General features: G+C 62.3%; 12 protein-coding genes. 2 read left to right on the forward strand and 10 right to left on the reverse strand.

Annotated elements, in window-relative coordinates; all coding sequences use genetic code 11:
- Positions 1 to 17 precede the first annotated feature (17 nt).
- Both H7A12_07520 and H7A12_07525 read right to left on the reverse strand, forming a co-directional pair.
- A complete protein-coding gene (locus H7A12_07520) occupies positions 18 to 1649 on the reverse strand; it encodes a thiamine pyrophosphate-binding protein (protein MCP5320660.1) in 1632 nt (543 codons plus the stop codon).
- 59 nt (positions 1650 to 1708) lie between these two features.
- Positions 1709 to 2479: a glucose 1-dehydrogenase gene (locus H7A12_07525; GenBank protein MCP5320661.1), complete on the reverse strand. Its 771-nt coding sequence runs from the start codon at positions 2477 to 2479 to the stop codon at positions 1709 to 1711.
- A gap of 282 nt (positions 2480 to 2761) precedes the next feature.
- Between H7A12_07525 and H7A12_07530 the strand changes: the two genes are divergently transcribed.
- Entirely contained in the window at positions 2762 to 4444 is a 1683-nt protein-coding gene (locus H7A12_07530; protein MCP5320662.1) for a thiamine pyrophosphate-requiring protein, read from the forward strand.
- 90 nt (positions 4445 to 4534) lie between these two features.
- The gene (locus tag H7A12_07535) at positions 4535 to 5827 is read left to right on the forward strand and encodes an MFS transporter (protein MCP5320663.1); all 1293 of its coding nucleotides are present in this window, start codon (positions 4535 to 4537) and stop codon (positions 5825 to 5827) included.
- 31 nt (positions 5828 to 5858) lie between these two features.
- On the opposite strand, the gene H7A12_07540 is transcribed toward H7A12_07535, so the two are convergent.
- The 8 genes from H7A12_07540 to H7A12_07575 all read right to left on the reverse strand — a co-directional run bounded on the left by H7A12_07540 (position 5859) and on the right by H7A12_07575 (position 17112).
- The gene (locus H7A12_07540) at positions 5859 to 7415 is read right to left on the reverse strand and encodes an AbgT family transporter (protein ID MCP5320664.1); all 1557 of its coding nucleotides are present in this window, start codon (positions 7413 to 7415) and stop codon (positions 5859 to 5861) included.
- 63 nt (positions 7416 to 7478) lie between these two features.
- Positions 7479 to 8339 (reverse strand): formyltetrahydrofolate deformylase, encoded by an 861-nt coding sequence (gene purU / locus H7A12_07545; protein MCP5320665.1) that lies wholly within the window; start codon positions 8337 to 8339, stop codon positions 7479 to 7481.
- Positions 8340 to 8408: 69 nt separating this feature from the next.
- Positions 8409 to 9818 carry an amidohydrolase family protein gene (locus H7A12_07550; GenBank protein MCP5320666.1) on the reverse strand — a complete coding sequence of 470 codons (1410 nt, stop codon included), beginning with the start codon at positions 9816 to 9818 and terminating at the stop codon, positions 8409 to 8411.
- 8 nt (positions 9819 to 9826) lie between these two features.
- Positions 9827 to 11155, reverse strand: a complete 1329-nt coding sequence (locus H7A12_07555; GenBank protein MCP5320667.1) for a CoA transferase — start codon at positions 11153 to 11155, stop codon at positions 9827 to 9829.
- Positions 11156 to 11303: 148 nt separating this feature from the next.
- The gene (locus tag H7A12_07560) at positions 11304 to 13700 is read right to left on the reverse strand and encodes a TonB-dependent receptor (protein MCP5320668.1); all 2397 of its coding nucleotides are present in this window, start codon (positions 13698 to 13700) and stop codon (positions 11304 to 11306) included.
- A 263-nt stretch (positions 13701 to 13963) separates the two neighbouring features.
- Positions 13964 to 15214, reverse strand: a complete 1251-nt coding sequence (locus H7A12_07565; protein MCP5320669.1) for a CoA transferase — start codon at positions 15212 to 15214, stop codon at positions 13964 to 13966.
- 20 nt (positions 15215 to 15234) lie between these two features.
- Positions 15235 to 16302, reverse strand: coding sequence for a TIGR03617 family F420-dependent LLM class oxidoreductase (locus H7A12_07570; GenBank protein MCP5320670.1), 1068 nt, complete (start codon positions 16300 to 16302; stop codon positions 15235 to 15237).
- A gap of 30 nt (positions 16303 to 16332) precedes the next feature.
- Complete coding sequence (locus H7A12_07575) at positions 16333 to 17112, reverse strand: enoyl-CoA hydratase/isomerase family protein (protein MCP5320671.1); 780 nt, start codon at positions 17110 to 17112, stop codon at positions 16333 to 16335.
- Positions 17113 to 17119: the final 7 nt, after the last annotated feature.

A 17119-nucleotide genomic window follows, 5' to 3' on the forward strand; every position in this document is an offset into this window, starting at 1 on the left:
ATAACCTGCCTTCTGATTCAACCCAAAAAGTAAGTGCCAGTGCCATGCGCGATCTTCGGATCGATGCGCACATGCACAACGGCCGGACGGTCAGCACCCAATGCGCGCATCAAGGCGGGATGAAGATCCGCCGGTTGCATGACATGCTCAACATGTGCGCCGACCATTTCACCCACCTTTTGATAGTCGGCTGGCAACAGACGAGCCACCGGGACAAGTTCATCGCCAAGCATGTGACCACACACGCCTTCATTGTTCGCAACAACGAAGACGACATTGGCTCCGACACGAACCGCGGTTTCCACCTCTGCCAGGGCCGCGCCAAAGGCATAATCACCAAGAATGGCGACAACAGGGACTTCAGGACGCGCGAGCTTCGCTCCGATCGCATAAGGCAATCCGGTCCCGATACAGGCGGTTGTACCACCATTCAATACAGAACGCGCCCCGTAGGCGGGCATGAGCATGCGAACCATCCCCATGATGATTTCCCCATCGGACGTGACTATCGCGTCCCGAGGGAGGAGATCACGCAGCGCACCAACCAGGCGCCAGGGACTGATCGGCGTTGCTTCATTTTTGATCAGGTCTTCCGTTTTCAGCTCGTTTGCCTTGCGCTGCAGCTCCAGCTTTCTCAACCAGCCGTTGCTTCGACACACGAGCGGATGCCCGTCCAGTGCCTGAACAATCGCTTCTGCCGCGGCTGCCGCATCGGCAATGATTCCTATCTCCACATTCGCAGCGCTGTACAGCTCTTCTGCCTCCAGATCGATCTGGACGATACGAGCGTCGCTGCGATAAACCGGCGGACGTCCCATACCGAACATCCAGTTGAAACGCGCCCCGAACATCACGATCAGATCGGCTTCCTTCAAAGCCAACGATCGAGCCGCATTCATGAATTGCGGGTGATCGTCCGGGATTACCCCGCGAGCCATTGGCGAGGAGATATAAGGCACGCCCAATTCTGCAAGGCGCAGAAGCGCTTCACCTGCGTCGGCCCACGCAGCCCCTTTCCCAACGAGGACAACCGGCGAGCTTGCTTCGCGAATGAGCTTCGCAACTTCCTGAATGGTCGCCGCATCGGGATGTGGCTTCGCGATCCTGGGAGACGTGGTCTGCCAGCGAACCCCCTCTTCCGGGCGGGTCGCGGAAACAATCTGCCCTGGGAAATCGAGATACACCGCGCCGGGCCGTCCAACGACCGCCTTTCCGAGCGCCAGATGCACAAGCTCGGGAATTCGCTCAATTGTCGGAACCTGCTGTACCCACTTGCACGCCGGCGCAGCAAAGGCGAGCTGATTCGCCTCCTGAAATCCACCAAGCCCGTACAAACTACTCCCGGTCGATCCTCCCAGCACCACCAATGGCATCGCACTGGCCGTTGCAACATGCATGGGGGTGACGGCATTTGTCATGCCTGGCCCCGACCCAACGACAAGCACACCGGACTTTCGCTGGACGTAGCCCCACGCCATCGCCATGAAGCCCGCCGTGGCCTCATGCCGACAGCTGACCACCCGCAGCCCCTCTTGTCGTGCACCGATCAACAGATCGGTCATCGGCCCGGCGACAATCGCAAATATCGTATCGATGCCTGCCAGACGCAATTGTCGCGCAATTGCCCGCCCTCCACTGACATCCACCATCCCGATTCTCCAGAAATCACGACCGTCGAAGGATATTTGACATCACACGGCGTCCGGTTTCATATCCCTGATCCACCATCGACAGCGAGATTCGTCCCGGTCACAAACCCTGCTGCATCGCTGGCCAGGAACAGCGCCGCACGCGCAATTTCGCATGGCTGTGCGTGACGGGCAAGCGGCGTCATGTCGAGACAAAACTGGTAAGCCGCATCATTTTTTATTGTCCAGTCTCCCATGGCCGTTTCCACGAGGCCGCACGTCAACGTATTTACTCTTACGCCTTTGGCACCCAACTCCTTCGCGAAAACCTCGGTCAACGTATTCAGACCGCTTTTCGAAATGCAATATGCACCAATGAGAGGACTGGTACGGCTCGCACCGGTCGAACTTATGTTCACAATGGACCCCACTCCCCTTGCTGCCATCGCAGCTCCAATACGTTTCGTGAGCAGGAAGGGACCGCGGAGATTCACATCCATGATTTTTTGCCAGAGATCAACCGAAGTATCGGAAAAGGAACCATCAACCACGGGACTGATTGCAGCATTGTTTATCAAAACATCGACATCGAGCGATCGCTTCGCAAGTTCGCGCAGCAATGCCTCCACCTCCTCTGTCTTTCCAACATGTGCGGGTATCGCATCTGCGGATCCGCCTTCCTCTCTGATCGACGCAACGACCTGATCAAGATCTGCGCTGTTGCGCGACGTGACAACCACGTGCGCACCAGCTTGCGCAAACAATTCTGCGATGGCTCGCCCTATGCCTCGCGACCCGCCGGTAATCAAAGCGGTGCGTCCTTCGAGAGAAAATGTGTTCCACCAGTTCATGCCGCCACCTCTTCGCTTGGAAAGAATTTCATTCACGATGCATTCATGAAGCCCCGTTGAAAATCAGGGAGCCCCATGGGATTGCTCAAGCATAATGCAGCCGCGCGAGACGGTAGAAGCCCCACCTGGAAACAGAGAGTTTCCACGCAACACCGCCATGCCTCGACGCCAGCGCAAGAACTGCTGTAGTCTGGACATTCCACCACTTCCGGATTGCCACCCCGTTTCCGGCACGTTACAGCCAGAGAACGCGGCCACCACACACAGACGGAGGAATGCCTGATGAACGTTGCATCAGCAATTGGCCGGATTCTCAAGGCCGAAGGGGTGGAAATGATCTTTGGCTATCCGGATAGCCCGATCATCGACGGTGCTGCCGAATCTGGTATCCGCCCCATCCTCGCACGACAGGAGCGGGTTGCTGTGCATATGGCCGACGCATACACACGAATGTCGTCCGGACAGAAGATAGGAATCGTATTCACGCAGTATGGCCCCGGTATCGAGAATGCCTTTGGCGGCATCGCTCAAGCCTTTGGCGATTCCGTGCCGATTCTGGTGCTGGCCTGTGGCTATGCGCGTCCGGTATGGAACTTCCCGCATCACTTCAATTCGTCGGTGGCTGCCCGGCCGATCACGAAGATGAGCGAACGCATCGAAACAGCGTCAATGGTCAGCGCGGCATTCGAGCGTGCATTCACCCAGGTACGCAACGGACGCAGAGCACCGGTGCTGCTGGAAATACCCATCGACCTCCTGCGCGAGGAGTGGTGTGGCCCCCTGGATTACACGGCGACAAGGGCCTATCGCTGTGGTCCAGATCCCTGCATGGTGGAAGAGGTGGCAGAGCGCCTGCTCAAAGCGCGATGCCCCGTGATCTACGCGGGACAGGGCGTACATTACGCACGGGCATGGAGGGAATTGCGGGAGCTGGCGGAGCTGCTGGGCGCGCCGGTGACCACCAGCATTCAAGGCAAGAGTGCCTTTCCGGAGGATCACCCACTGTCACTGGGCGCCGGCGGATTGCGCTACCCGGATGCCGTCGACCACTTCATCAGGAAATCCGATCTCATCTTCGGCATCGGCTGCAGTTTTTCACCCACGACTTTCGGATTGAATTTTCCGAAGGACAAGACTTTCATTCACGCCACGCTCGATACCCGGCACCTGAATGGCGGCGTGCACGCAGATGCGGCGCTGGTAGGCGATGCACAACTGATTCTTGCCATGCTGAACGAGGCGATTGGCACGCGGGGATCACACCGCAAGAGTGCCGATGTCGCCGCTGAAATCGCTTCCGTGCGCGAGCGTTGGCTGACTCGGTGGATGCCCAAGCTCACGTCAAACGAGAAGCCGATCGATGCATACAGGGTGCTCTGGGAACTCATGCACGCAGTCGACCCGGACAATACGATCGTGACTCATGATGCAGGCAGCGCGAGGGACGAGATGGCCCCGTTCTGGGTCAGCAAGCAACCGCTCAGCTACATCGGTTGGGGAAAGACCACCCAGATGGGCACCGGCCTGGGCTACGCACTGGGAGCGAAGGCGGCACATCCCGAAAAGCTCTGCATCAATTACTGGGGAGATGCCGCAGTCGGCATGACCGGCATGGATTTCGAAACAGCCGTGCGTGCGGGCCTGCCGATCCTGTCCATCGTGAAGAACAACTCACAGATGGCGATCCAGGCACCGATGCAGCGTCTGGCGACATCGAAATACGATGATATTTCACGCGTATCCGGCAACTACGCAGACCTGGCCAAAGCGCTTGGCGGATACGGCGAACGAGTCACCGAACCAGGCGACGTGGCAGCCGCAATCCGACGCGGCATCGAGCAGACGAAAAACGGCGTGCCGGCGCTGCTCGAATTCATTACTCATCCGCGGATCAGTTTCACGATTCCCGGGCGCGCGCTCGAGTTCTGGAACAGCAATCTGCAGGAAATCATGAGTGTGCACTGATGGTCCCTGTCCACTCGGGTCCGCAGCCCTCCAAGGCATACTCATTCACAGCGCGATGCCCCGCAGGGCCTGAATCGTCGATGTTCGCATGTGTTCGATGGGCTGATCGCGGAGGAGAGATCAACGGCCATGCAAAGCGCACCACCCCCGGAGAAGCATGACGGATTTCATTATGGATGGGTGGTTGTTGCCACGGTATTCCTGGCACAGGCACTTGCCGTTGGCACAACGATCTACGGCTTCGGACTACTGGTCAAGCCAATTGCTGCCGACTATCAACTGACACGAGCCGTCGCCAACGGTGGCCTGATGGTGTTGCTTCTCGGCATGGCGATCGTGTCGCCTTTCATTGGATGGATGCTGGATCGACTGCCAGGCAGTCTGCTGGTAGCAAGCGGCGCACTGATTTTCGGATCGGGCTGCCTTGCAATTGCATTTACACATTCACTGTGGCTGATGACTGCCATTACGCTCTTGCCGCTCGCCACCGGGGTGCAGGCACTGGGACCACTGAGCGCCAGTGCCTTGACGGCGCGTTGGTTCGAGCGCAACCGCGGTCGCGCACTCGGCATTGTCTCGGTGTCTTCTTCAGCTGGTGGCCTGCTCGTCCTGCCATTGATGACGTTCTTCGTCGAGCGCCTGGGGTGGCGCAGCGCAGTTGCCGCAATGGGCGGGCTGGTCGTGATTCTGGTGGTACCTCTCGCCTTGCTCCTGATTCGCGAGCCACAGCGGGCACTCCCCGGCCAGAGGAATCCAGACCCTTCGACGTCGAAGGTGTCCCCTGCCCCGCTCTGGAATGCAAGGAAACTGTTGCAGACACGGGATTTCTGGCTACTCGCGATCTGCATTGGCCTGGTTCTCGCGGTAAACCAGGCGCTACTCGCATCTCTCGTGGCCTATGGCACAGACCGGGGTTTCTCGCTTCAGGCAGCGAGCCTTGTGGTGTCGGTAGTTTCCGGTTCGGCCATCATTGGCAAACTCGTCATCGGCGAGCTATCCGACCATGTGGATATGCGTCGGTTGATTGTTGCCGTAATAATGTTGGCCGAAGTTTATCTTGCGTGTCTCGTTTCGAGCCCTGACTATACGGTGCTGTTGACCGTGTCGCTGCTCGCGGGTGCGGCAATCGGCGGCGTGACGCCTTTGTGGGCAGCACTGATCAGCGCACGCTTCGGTCCTGCGTCTGTTGGCACTGTCATGGGATTAATGATTCCCGTGCAGATATCGCTGACGCTGCTGTGTCTTTATTATTCGGGCCACTCATACGATGTGTCTGGAAATTACCGACAGGCGTTTGCGGTCTTCGCTGGTGTCTTGATCATCGCGGGATTGGCAATCCTGCCGGTAAAGGTGCAACGCGAAACTGCCGTGCAATCTGAATGAGTACGATCGAGCCGGATCGGAGTGCCACGCATCAGGGCAGCACGAAATGCACCGGTGCTGCCGGTCCGAGCGGGATTCCCAGAGCGATCCAGACGATCGTGAGCACGACGCCTACGCCGAGCAGCGCAAGCGCGAACGGCAGCATCGTCGCCACCAGGCTGCCCAGTCCGAAATCGGCACGCCAGCGCTGGCAGAAGGTGAGAATCAGCGGAAAGTAGACCATCAGCGGTGTCACGATGTTGGTCGCGCCGTCGCCGACACGATAGGCGGCCGTGGTCGCTTCCGGGCTGATGCCGAGCATCATCATCATCGGCACCAGTACCGGCGCAAGCAGAGCCCATTTCGCCGACGCCGAACCGATGAACAGGTTCACACCGGCGGTGAGCAGCACGATCATCCCGAGCAGCATCGGTGCCGGCAGATCGGACGCACGTATCGCTTCGGCCCCGTGCACCGCGATGATCAACCCGAGGTTCGACCAGGCGAACATCGCGATGAAGTGTGCGGCTGCGAACGCGAGCACGAGGTAATACGCGAGCTCTGCCATCGCCTCCTGCATCATGCGCACGATGTCACGGTGTGAACGCACCGTCCCGGCAACACGCCCATAGGCCCACCCACAGGCAAGGAACAGTACACAGAAACCCGCCACCAGCGAACGGAAGAACGGCGACAGGCGCGCAGGCCCGATGCCGTCACGATCGAGCAGCGGCGTCCCGGGACCAAACAGGAACAACGCCCACAGCAGCACGACCGCAAGCGCCGCGATGCCCGCGTGCAGCAATGCGCGGCGGTGCAACGCATCGATCGGCCCCGCATCGTCTGCGTCGACTGTCTGAACGCCTGCCGCCGGATCACCCAGACGCGGCTCGATCACCCGGTCGGTCACGTACCAGATCACCGGCAGGAACACCACGGTCATGCCGGCGATGAAGTACCAGTTGCCAACGATATTGGCATCCCACGTCGGCACCAATGCTTCCGCAGCAGCCTCGGTGATGCCGAACAGCAGCGCATCGAGCTGCCCCGGCAGCAGATTGGCAGAAAACGCGCCGGATACGCCTGCAAACGCTGCGGCGATGCCGGCGATCGGGTGACGGTTCGCGGCGGCATACAGAATGCCGGCCAGCGGTATCAGGACGACGTAGGCCGCATCCGCCGCCAGGTTGCCCATCATCGCGACCAGCGCGACCATCGGCGTCAGCAGCTTGCGTGGTGCGGCGTGCACCGTGGCCCGCATCGCTGCGGCAAACAGTCCGCTGCGCTCGGCAACGCCTGCGCCAAGCATCACCACCAGCACGTAACCGAGCGGATGGAACGCGGTGAAGGTCTGCGGCATGTCGGCCCAGAGCCGCCGAATATTGTCCGGCGCGAGCAGGCTGCTCGCGGTGATCAGCTGCGGAGCGCCGCTGGCATCGTGTTGTGAAGGGTGCAGCGCGGACAGACCGACCGACGAGGCAACGACACTGACCGCTATCAGCGCGGCGATCAGGTACAGGAAGATGAATACCGGGTCTGGCAGTCGGTTGCCGGTGCGCTCGATCCAGCCAAGCACACCGCCGCTGCGCTCATTGTGATGCTGCGGCATCGTGCGTTCTCCATCCGTGAAACGAAGGCGCGACTGTGGAGAATTCCGCGCGTGCCTGCAAGCTCAGCGGAACACGACGGTGCGCTGGCCGTTCACCAGCACACGATCCTCGAGGTGATAGCGCAACCCGCGTGCAAGCACTGCCTTCTCGATGTCCTTGCCGTAGCGCACCAGGTCTTCGACCGCATCGCTGTGATCGATGCGAATCACGTCCTGTTCGATGATCGGACCCTGATCGAGCTCCTCGGTCACGTAATGGCAGGTGGCACCGATCAGCTTCACGCCGCGCTCATGCGCCTGGTGATACGGCTTCGCACCGACGAAGCTCGGCAGAAAGCTGTGATGGATGTTCACGATGCGCCCGATATGGCGCCGGCACAGCGCTGCCGGCAGGATCTGCATGAAGCGTGCGAGCACCATGGTGTCTGCGTGCGACTCGGCGAACAGTCGCTCGATCTCGGCAAACGCCCGCTCGCGGTTGTCCTGGTTCACCGGTATGTGGTGGAACGGTATGCCATGCCATTCGACCAGTCCACGCCAGGTCTCGTGATTCGAGATCACACACGGGATGTCGATTTCGAGCTCACCGCTCTTCCAGCGCCCGAGCAGGTCGTACAGGCAGTGCTCCTGCTGCGATACCAGGACGACGACGCGCTTCCTGATCGCGCTGTCGCTGATCTGCCAGCTCATTCCGAATTCGCCTGCCAGCGATGCAAAGCGTTCGCGCAACTCCGCCAGATGGAAGGGCAGCGAATCGGCGCGAACCTCGACCCGCATGAAGTAGTTGCCATTCTTCTCGTCGGCGTGCTGGCTGGCTTCCAGGATCCAGCCCTGCTGTTCGGCAAAGAAGCCGGCGACACGCGCGACGATGCCGACGCGATCCGGACAGGACAGTTTGAGTGTGTAGCGACGTTCGCTGTTCATGCCGGATCCGCAACCCCATGGAGCGCGCGAAGTATAGCTGCTCGAGTCGGAGACGACCGACGAAGGTGCTCAACCCGCGCGTTGATGCACCACCACGCCATCGATCAGCGTCGCCCGTACGTGGCGGCTGTCGAGATCGTCGAGCAGTTCCCTCCACGGCAGATCGAGCACGCACAGATCGGCACGATCTCCGACTTCGGGCCACGGCGAACCCGTACCCGGCAAGCGTGGATCACCGCAGAAAAGCTGGACTGCCTGCTGCGGCGCAAGCACTTCGTCCCGCCCCAGGCACCCGCCATCGGCAGTGCAACGCGACACCGCAGCGCGCATGGCCTGCCATGGATCGAGCGAACCATACGGCGCGTCGGTCCCGGCCGCGAACGGCACAGCAGCGGCAAGAAAGGCCGCAGCCCGCCACAACCATGGCCGGTCAGCCGGTTCCACTTCGACGCGATAGCGCTCACCACGCTCGGCGATGAAATGCGGCTGGCCGACCACACGCAAACCCAGTCGCACGATCCAGCCGAGCGCCTCGTCATCGCACACCGCAGCATGTTCGATGCGGTCGCCCGCTCGCACTCCAGCGGTTTCCAGTGCAGCCAGTGCTACCACCAGTTCGGCGCGCGTCACGCAGTGAAACGCGCAGTCACGCCCGAGCGCATGCGCCGCGCGCACACGCGCTACGAGCACATCGAAAGCATCGAATGCCGCTTCGCGCAGATAGATCTTCAACGGCCCGCGTGCGATGTGATCGCCATCAACAGCCATCCCGTCGAGCGCCTCCGAGCCCATCAGCAAGACGCGTTGCGGCAGTTCGCCGTGAAGCTGTGCCGCTGCAAGCAACTCCCATTCGGCCGGACCATTGCGCACGCCGGCATCCGTGACGCCGGCAACACCGTAGCTGGCAAGTCGTTCTCCCAATGCCCGCAGGTCGGGCGGCTGCACGCCGAGACGCCGTCCCAGCCACTCGTCAAGACCGTAGCAACGGCCACTCGGCGTACCGTCTGCCAGCCGCTCGACACCGGCGGGTAATTCGGCATCAGGCTCCATACCCGCCGCCACGAGCGCTGCGCTGTTCAGGATCCACAACATGCCGCTACGGTGCTGGATCCGCAGCGGATGCGCGGGGCACACCCGATCGAGCCAGCGCCGATCGACGCCAGGCGCCACGCTGTCGTGGAATCCGGTGCCACGTATCCAGCCGTCGGCACCGGGACACGCACTGCGCAGCACGCGCGCCAGGGCGTCCTCATCGCGCACCGCGGGCGGCCCGCAGACCAGCGAATCCAGCGCACGCGCACTCCCCAGCAGATGCACGTGGTGATCGTGCAGACCGCGGATCACGACACCGCCACACGCATCGAGCACGGTCTCTCCCGGCCGCTTCACGAGCTGCCGGTCCGATGCGACGATGCGACCGGCGACGATGCGCAGATCGCGAACACGTCCATCCGCCCCGCCGACCGCACGCAACAGCACCGATCCGCTCACACGATCCTTCCGTGCGCGAATTCACGCAGTACGCGTACCGTATCGGCGCCGGGCGCTGCAGCGTGCAGGCTCACCGGTCGCGCCACGGGAGCAGCGACGGGAACACCACCATCGGTGGCGGTACACACCGGCACGTGCAGCGCAGCGCAGTGCGCGGCCACCGCATACAGCGAAACGTCGAACAGGCCCCCGCTGCCGCTGCGCCACCCATGCCACGCGAGCACCGCTGCGTGCAGCCCGGTCAGCGGATCCGCCACCGCATCGGCGCAGAACACCGGCTGTCCATCCCTGCAACGCAGCAGTTCGCTGAATCCTGCCGCAACACCGGCATCGTCACCGTAGGCAATCCAGTCACGTTGCGGCGTGCCACGTCCATGACCGGTGATGGCGATCCACGTCTTGCCGGTGCCCGCTGCAACCAGATCGGCGGCACGGATGCCCATCTGTTCGAGCGCGCGTGGTCGCGCCGACTCGACGACGATATCGGCACTGGCCAGCAGGCTGCGCAGGCTGTTCCGGCCCGCCGGCGTGCGCAGATCAAGCATCACGCTCTCCTTGCCTGCATTCAGCACATCGAAGAACGCCGCCGGACCGAAACGCGCACCGTCGAGGCGCTGCTCGCTCTCGACCTTGACCACACGCGCACCCAGCATGCCGAGCAGGTTCGTACACAGAGGTGCTGCCCACAACGAACCCAGATCGAGCACCATCGGGGCGTGCGGTGCGCCACTGCGCCGACGCAGGCCACGCTCCTCGAGCCGGAACCACGGCTCCACGCGTGACGGCGGCGACACCGACGACGCCGCCGCCAAACCCAGCAACCGCGCCCGTTCGAGCAATGGCGCAAGTTCGCGATCGATCACACAGTCTGCAACCGTGTCCCAGTCGGCGACCGCTGTCTCCAGCCACGCAGGCAGCAGACGCCAATCGTCCTCGCGTGGCAGGTTCAGGGCGATGCAGCCATCGCGCACCCGCAGCAGCCTGCAGGCACCTCCTGCCGAAACAGCACCGTTGCGTTGCAGTCCCATGAGCGCAGCGCGCTCCCCGAGCAGGCGATACGCCGCGAACCAGGGATCAAGCATGCCGTCGGACAAGGAAGCGAGGGTGCGCCATGCACCCTGCGCACACGCTGCCAGTGGCGCTGGCGAGAGGAGCGCCGGGCCATCGCGATACCCGGTGAGCGCCATGGCACCGGAATCGGCCCACAGGACGTCGGCACTGCGAGGATCGGCAGCCCATGGTTCCTGCGCCGACAGGCCAAGCGACACGCGCAATCGTTGCGCGTAATCACTGGCCGTGAATGCAGAAGCGCCAGCCGGAACCATGATCACTGCAAACGCCGCGAGCGAGCACCGGACGGCTCGATCGACAAGAAAAAGGCCGTGTCGGCACGCGGTGCTTGCACCCGGCAGACACGGCCTGCGGCTCGCAACATGCCGGGGTCTCGATGACCCCGTTCATGCCGCCTGGCTATTACAGTGCACCGAACTTGTAGATCACGTCGATACCGTAGGTGCGCGGCTCGCCATACTGGCTCGTCGCGAGCCGACCATGAACCGGTCCGCCGTCGAAGTCGTAACCGCCGATGCGGTATTCCTTGTCGGCCAGGTTGCGTACCCACGCGGCAACCGCAAGACGTCCGTCATTGCAGCAGCCGACCTGCACGTCTTCCCAGGCAAGGCGCAGGTTGAGCAGGCTGTAACCGTCCTGGGCAATATCCTTGTTGGTGCTCAGAACCGGCGTGAACACATGCTTGCTCATGCCCGACCAGTCGAGACGCGCACGCAGGTCGCCATCCGGCAGGAACCGCGGGAAGGTGTAGTTCAGCGACAGGTTGTAGCTGTGCTTCGGCGTGAACTCGAAACCGCGGTCGTTCGATACGTCGACTGCAGGCGAACCCACCGGCAGCCGTGGATCGGGCGACATGAACTTGTCGTATTCAGCGTCGACATAGCCATAACCGGCCGAGATATCGAGCCCGTCGATCACCTTCAGCAGCGTCTCGATCTCGAATCCCTTGATGGTCGCCTCGGCCGCGTTCTGCACCTGGGTGATCCAGTTGCCGTTGTCGATCACGTTGACCTGGGCCTGCATGTCGGTAAGGTTCTGGTAGAACACGGCTGCGTTCAGACGCACCCGGTTGTCCAGCCACATCGACTTGACGCCGATCTCGTAGGCGTCGTTCTGCATGTCGTCGTACGGACCCCATGCCACCAACGAGCCAGAGCGTGCGTTGAAGCCACCACTCTTGAAGCCGCGTGCGAAGCTGGCGTACACCATTACGTCGTCGGTCCACTGGTAGTTCAGTGCAACGCGCGGTGAAGTTCCCTGGTCATTGATCTTGGTCGGGATGTGCGCCGGGTAACCATAGTAGGTCTGGTTGTAACTGTTGAAATAGGTACCCAGCATCGCGGGGAAAGGGGAAGCAAGCGCCGTGACCGTGTGCTGCTGCTCGCGATCCTCATCCGTGTAGCGCAGGCCCAGCGAGAGCGTCAACTGGTCGGTGAAGTGCAGCGACACCTCGCCAAACAGCGCCTTGCTGGTGTTGTCGATCGCGGTGAAGTAGATCTGGTCCATCCCGAACGTGCCGAGAACCTGGTGGTTGCTGTAGTCGCCTTTTTCATTGAAATAAAACAGGCCCGCCACGAAATCCATGTAGCCGTTGAACGCATTCCCCGAGATCTGGAATTCCTGGCTCTTCGACTTCAGCGAGAAATCATCCGGCAGGTTGCTCAGCACGCGCGGGTACCAGGTACCGAAGGCGTTGTTGAGCAGCACGTTTTCCATCTCGCGGTAGCCGGTGATCGACTTCAGCGACAGATCACTGAAGGTGCCAACGTCGCCGAGTTCCCAGTCGATCGTCAGGCCGTGGCCCTTGACGTCGAGATTGCTGATCGATGGCCCCGATACCGAAACGTGACTGGCACGCTTCGGACGTACCTGCTGGGCAAGCGGCGGCACACCCGGGTAAACGGGCGAGTTGGGAAACACATCGGTATTCAGGTACTGCGCGTACCCATAATTCGACACCGACGTGAGCTGCGACACCAGCGCGCGTTCACGCTTTTTCTGCCAGTCGTAGGCGTAGTCGACGGTCACCGTCGCTGCCGGCTGCCAGCGCACCGCCGTGCGCGCGACCAGGTTGTCCTCGTCCCAGATATCCCTGCCGGCATCGTTCTTCACGAAGGGATCATGACGCTTGGACATCAACGCCAGGCTGGCGGACAGGGTGTCGGCCAGCGGACCTTCGATATAGGCCTTGGCATCCTTGCGACCGAAGTTGCCGGCAGTCAGCGACAGTTCGCCGCCAACTTCGTCACCGGGCTTGCGGGTATGCAGTATCACCGCACCACCCACGGTGTTCTTGCCGTACAGGGTGCCCTGCGGACCGCGCAGCACCTCGACCCGCTCGAGCTGCGCAATATCGAACAGCGATCCGACCGCCTTGCCGATATAGACGCCATCGAGATAGATACCGACCATCGGGTCTTCGGTGATCGTGAAGTCGGTACGACACAGACCGCGCATGCACACATCGCTGGCGTCGTTGCCGCCGGTGGTCGGCACGATGATGAGGTTGGTCGTCATCTCGCTGATGTTCGTGATGTTGGTGATTCCCATATCGGTGATATCGGCAGCCGTGTAGGCCGTGATCGATACCGGAACCTCCTGCAGGCTTTCCTCGCGGCGCCGGGCGGTGACGGTCACTTCCTCGATGCCGCCACTGCGTGCTGCCTGCCCCGCCTGTGCCTGCACCTCGGACGTACCGGCTGCCAGCGCAGCCAGACCTGCCGTTGCGATGGCCAGCGCAAGCGCATGGGCACGAAAGCCGATACGCGCGTCGGAGGTACCATTTCGTACTGTAAGCATGTGTTTCCCCTTTGAAATTCGTTCTACGGTGTCGGTGAGCCAGACCCGCATCGCCGTTCAGCACGGCCAACACGTATCCAGCACCGTCTTCCCCACTTCGTTTCCGGCGTGAAGTTTAGTAGCCAACTCTTTGGTTGTTCAAGAAAATGAACGGATCACAATCTTCGAGTTATATCAAATCCGGACAATCCAGCCTGTATCTGGCAATTCCTCACAACCCAGGTGCCGCTGCCGACGCAGGCACGGCCCAGACAGCGCAGACATCAGGAAGGCTTGCGCCGCGCGGCCCGCCGCCGTTCGATGTCGGCGTTGTCGGCAACCAGCCCCGCTGCGATCAGCACATCGATCTCGGCATCCGCGTAGCCGAGTTCGGTCATCAGCTCGCGCGTGTTCTCGCCCAGCATCGGCGGATGCAGGCGTACGCTGCCCGGGGTGCGGTAGAAGCGGATCGGTATGCCGGTGAGCTGCACTTCTCCCAGCGTCGGATGCTGCGTCGAGACGATCATACCGTTGTGCAGGATCTGGGGATCCCGCACCACGTCCTCGACCTCGTTGATCGGTGCGGTCAGCACGTCCGCGGCGACCAGCTTCGGGATCAATTCCTCACGGGTATACGCACTGGTGCGTGCGGCGACCACGCGATCGAGTTCGTCCTGATTCTCCAGTCGCGCCGTGATGTCGTGGAAGCGCGGATCGCTGTCCCAGTCGACCTCGAGCGCACGGCACAGCTTGCCGAAGAACTTCTCGCCCGGTGTCGTGATCACCACGTGGCCACCGTCGCGCGTCGGATAGACCCCCGACGGTGCGAAATAGAGGCTGCGGTTACCGGTGCGCACCGGTGCCTCGCCAGTCGTCAGATAGGCACCGATCGAACTCGCCTGTGCGTGCATCAGCGAGTCGAGCAGGGAAACCTCGACGCGCTGCCCCTCGCCGGTCCTGTCACGCACGCGCAACGCCGCCTGGGCAGCGTTGGCGACGAGCAACGAAGTGATCACATCGACCGCAGGGAACCCCGTCCGCACCGGCTTGCCGTCGGGCTCGCCGTTCAGCGCCAGCACACCGGTATAACCCTGCGCGAGAAAATCGATTCCCGGGCGTCCGGCGTAGGGCCCATCCGGGCCAAACGCGGTGACGCCGACCCAGACGATATCCGGCTTCAGTTCGGCAACCTGTTCGTAGTTCAGTCCGAGCTTGCTCAGCGCCGGTTCACGGATGTTCGTGATCAGCACGTCGACGGTGCGCACCAGGCGCGCGAACACCTCGCGTGCAGCCGGCTGCTGCAAATCGATCACGATGTCGCGCTTGTTCCGGTTCAGGCTCAGATACGGCCCTCGCTCGGTACCACGTTTCGGTCCGAGGTGGCGGCTCTCGTCACCATAGTGCGATTCGAGCCGAACCACGTCGGCACCGAGATCGCCAAGCAGCGTGGCACCGTAGGGACCGGCAAGCATCGTGGAAATATCCAGTACGCGCAGTCCGGCAAGCGGGCCGGAGGCAGTGGTGTCATCGCTCATCGTGGACTCTCCATATAATCTCAGGCATGCAGGCGGTGTAGCGTCTCGCGCACGAAATCGTCGTCGGCGCGCGCTGTCGGCGGCAGGTCGATCAGCACCGTTGCAAAGACACCCTGCGCGCGCTCGCGCAGGCGCTCGGCGAAGTCCTCGTACAGCGCGATCACCGCCCACTGCCCGAGCATCTCGTCGCTGATCAGCGCCGGCATTTCGGCCCACTTGCCGGCGAGCGACAGACGATGCAACTCCATGCCCACATCTTCCCAGCCGTGGAAGGCCAGCACCGCGTGGTACGAACGCGTCGACGCGTAGAACGAGATGTTCTGGCGCAGCGCGTCCATCGACTTGCGCAGTTCCTCCTCGTTGCGCCCGAGCGCGAGGAACGGCGCGCCGATCAGCTCGAAGCTCGCCGGATCGCGGCCGGAGCGCGCTGCCCCCGCAGCGATCGCGGGCAGCAGTACCTCGCGTGTGTAGGCCAGGGTTGCCACCGGATGCAGGCGCAGCCCGTCGCAGATCTCGCCGGCCATGCGCGCCATGTACGGGTTCACGGCCGCGACGTGGATCGGCACGTCGGGATGCTCGATCGGCCCCGGATTGAAGAACGGCGGCAGCATCGTGAAGCGGTAGTGCTCGCCCTCGAAGTACTCCGGTGCCCGCGGGTTCTGGAACGAACGGAACATCGCACGCAGGCAGAGCACGTATTCGCGCATGCGCGGACCCGGCGCCGACGGCCACGGTGTGGCGTAGCGACGTTCGTTGTGGCCCTTGATCTGGGTGCCGATGCCGAGCGCGAAGCGCCCGCCCGAATAGTTCTGCAGATCCCAGGCAAGCTGTGCGGTGATCATCGGACTGCGCGGGAACGAGATCGCGACATTGGTACCGAGGCGCACGCGTGTGGTGTGCTCGGCAGCAAACCCCAACGGCAGGTAGGGATCGTGTCCCGCCTCGGGGGTGGTGATGCCGTCGAAGCCCAGCGCCTCGAGCCGGCTCGCATCGCTTGCGATGCGCGCAATGCCGGTCACCGCCTGACCCTTGCCCGCGTACTGGCCGGTATCCGGCCCCATCATCACCGTTTCGACACGCAGTGCCATCGCGTGATCCTCCGTCATCGCCCCCGGAACTCAGCGGCCCTTGAACTCGGGTTTGCGCTTTTCCATGAATGCTTTCGGCCCTTCGGTGGCGTCGTACGAGCCGAACACGCGCGCGCCGATCGCCTTTTCGAGCACGAAACCCTGCTCGAGACTTGCCTGGCGCACCACGATCTCCTTGGCCGTGCGCACCGCCAGCGGGCTGTTTTCGCAGATCTTCTCGGCAATGCGCAGCGCCTCTTCCATCAGCTTCTCGCGTGGCACCACGCGATTGATCAGCCCGACTTCGCAGGCACGGCGTGCATCGATGTTCTCGCCGGTCAGCAGCAGTTCCATCGCGACTGCCCACGGAATCTGTCGCGGCAGACGCACGTGCGTGCCACCGGTCGGCACCAGTCCGAAGCGCACCTCACCCAGGCCGAAGGTCGCGTGCTCGGCCGCGATGCGGATATCGGTTCCCTGCATGAACTCCATGCCACCAGCGATGCAGAAACCGTTGATCGCCGCAATGATCGGCTTGAACACGTCCGAGAACGGTCGCTTGGTGTGATCCTCGTAGCCGAGCTGCTCGCCCGAGTTCAGCCGCGGGATCGCTTCCGCCAGATCCATGCCGGCGCAGAATGCCTTGTCGCCGGCCCCGGTGAGGATCGCGACCCACAGCTCATCGTCCTGCTGGAAGTCGGCGAAGGCGGCATCCATCGCCGCGAGCATCTCGCCGGTGAATGCGTTCATCGCGCGCGGACGATTCACGGTCATGATCGCGATGCGGCCGCGCTTCTCGTAGTTGAATGTTTCAGGCAAATTCAGCGCCATCGTTGCG

Source organism: Pseudomonadales bacterium (assembly GCA_024234165.1).
In the GTDB taxonomy this organism is placed as follows: Bacteria; Pseudomonadota; Gammaproteobacteria; order Pseudomonadales; family UBA5518; genus UBA5518.